Origin of the sequence: Corynebacterium sp. HMSC073D01 (assembly GCF_001815555.1) — a bacterium.
Taxonomy (GTDB): Bacteria; Actinomycetota; Actinomycetes; order Mycobacteriales; family Mycobacteriaceae; genus Corynebacterium; species Corynebacterium glucuronolyticum.
Window position 1 is genome coordinate 77,710 of record NZ_KV821085.1, and the last position, 214, is coordinate 77,923.

The following is a 214-nucleotide window of genomic DNA, read 5'->3' on the forward strand; positions in this document are numbered from 1 at the left end:
CTTCGGCTCATCCCCGCAGGTGCGGGGCAGATTTGGGAAACCCTCGCCGGGGTCGACGTGGTCAGGGCTCATCCCCGCAGGTGCGGGGCAGATAACTGTTCTGATGAACTAGAAAGGCTGGCATGGGGCTCATCCCCGCAGGTGCGGGGCAGATGGGCTTCAAGGTTTTTGACGGCGCAGCCGAGGGGGCTCATCCCCGCAGGTGCGGGGCAGA